The organism is Oleiphilus sp. HI0061, from assembly GCF_001635675.1.
The window spans coordinates 1-1,388 of sequence record NZ_LWFE01000075.1 but is presented as its reverse complement, the minus strand read 5'-3'; the positions used below and the strand labels follow the sequence as shown (position 1 = coordinate 1,388).

Annotated in this window: 1 protein-coding gene; it reads left to right on the top strand. The window is 46.3% G+C overall.

All coding sequences use genetic code 11. The annotated features are described in order from the left end of the window. A partial coding sequence (locus tag A3735_RS00955; protein ID WP_156499293.1) for a DUF1631 family protein occupies positions 1–1,388 on the top strand: 1,388 nt, incomplete at both ends.

The following is a 1,388-nucleotide window of genomic DNA, read 5'->3' as shown; positions in this document are numbered from 1 at the left end:
TTGATCGTGAGTATATCGACTTTTTGGCCATACTTAGAAAAGAAGATTTACTGGACCTTTCTTTTAAGGACTTGCGTGGTAAAGAGTTTCACATCGGTGCGCATCTCGCACATATGATGACAGGAGCTTTTGGTATTCGCTTTACTGAGCGTAAACCTCAAGCTATCCGTGCTTTGGTTGCTATGAACCAGGGTGCACGTTCGGCACCAAGCGAAGAGAGCAAAAAGATTGTTGAGGAGTGTATAGAAAGGATTCATAGCACGACACTTCCCTTAATGACAGACCTTTGGCCAGTTTTAATTGAGGAAATAAAGCAAGCTTCAATACAGGCCCAAAGTGACCAAAAAGCCAATGAGCTAATGGCCGCTGCTGAGAAAGTAGAGAAGAGTCAGCGTGAACTGCAAGCTGGTTTTTCAATTGGAGTGCAAGATCCTTTAGGGGCATATCAAGAGCATCTGGATATGTCTACAAAAATGAGCGATACCCTATCGCTTGTCGATAAAGGTGACTTTGAAGACTGGTTGACTTCAAGGGTCTTGATTACCAAATGTGAAACTCAATATCGTGCCGAATTATTACCTCTTAAAGTCCGTTTGGATGCGGTAGGAATTGGTGATAAAAACCATCACCAAAGTGTTTTTGGCCCAGCATTGTTGGTGAGTGCTTTTCATGCCGCCGTTATACCTCTGCGCTTGGGTGGGACACTAGAGAAACTGGTTTTCAAGGTGTTTGAAAAGCAGGTAATGACGTCGCTTGATAGTTTGTATTTAGGTTTAAACCAGATTTTGGTTAACCATAATATTCTACCGAATATGGATCTGGCTAAGGCAGTCAAGTCACGTGCAGAAGCTAAACCTAAGCGATCAAAACCAGAGCCCTCTCAGGAGAAAAGACCGCAAGAGCAAGAAAATTCAGCTCAGGGTGGTTCTGCAGGTGGGCCTGGTGTGGCGGGAAGGCCAGGCTATGTGCCGGAAGCGTCCCCTATGGCAGCCAGTTTAGAAAGCCAAGCAAGTTTAGCTACCTCCGCTGAAACTCAACAAAACCAAGATGCCTTGGGAGCGCCAAGTGCCCCGTTAGAAGAGCAGCGTTCTTCCTTTATCGAATCTCTTGGTGGTGGAACCGGGCAAGCTGATACTCAAAGCGCTGCATTAACAGCGCCGCCTTTTCAGTCCGCAAGCTCTCCTTCAGGTGCGGCTCCAGGTCTAGGAACACTATCCGGTCAAGCAAATCAAATGGGTGGCGATAGTCCATTCCAACAAAATCAGGCAGAAGTGCAAAGTGCGCTAAATAATGTTGTGGGTTTGATGCGATCTTTGCGGAAAAAATCAGCTGAACAGAGTCAGCGCTTAGGTGAGGCCAGCGCTCCACTAGAGAATTACTCGCAAGGA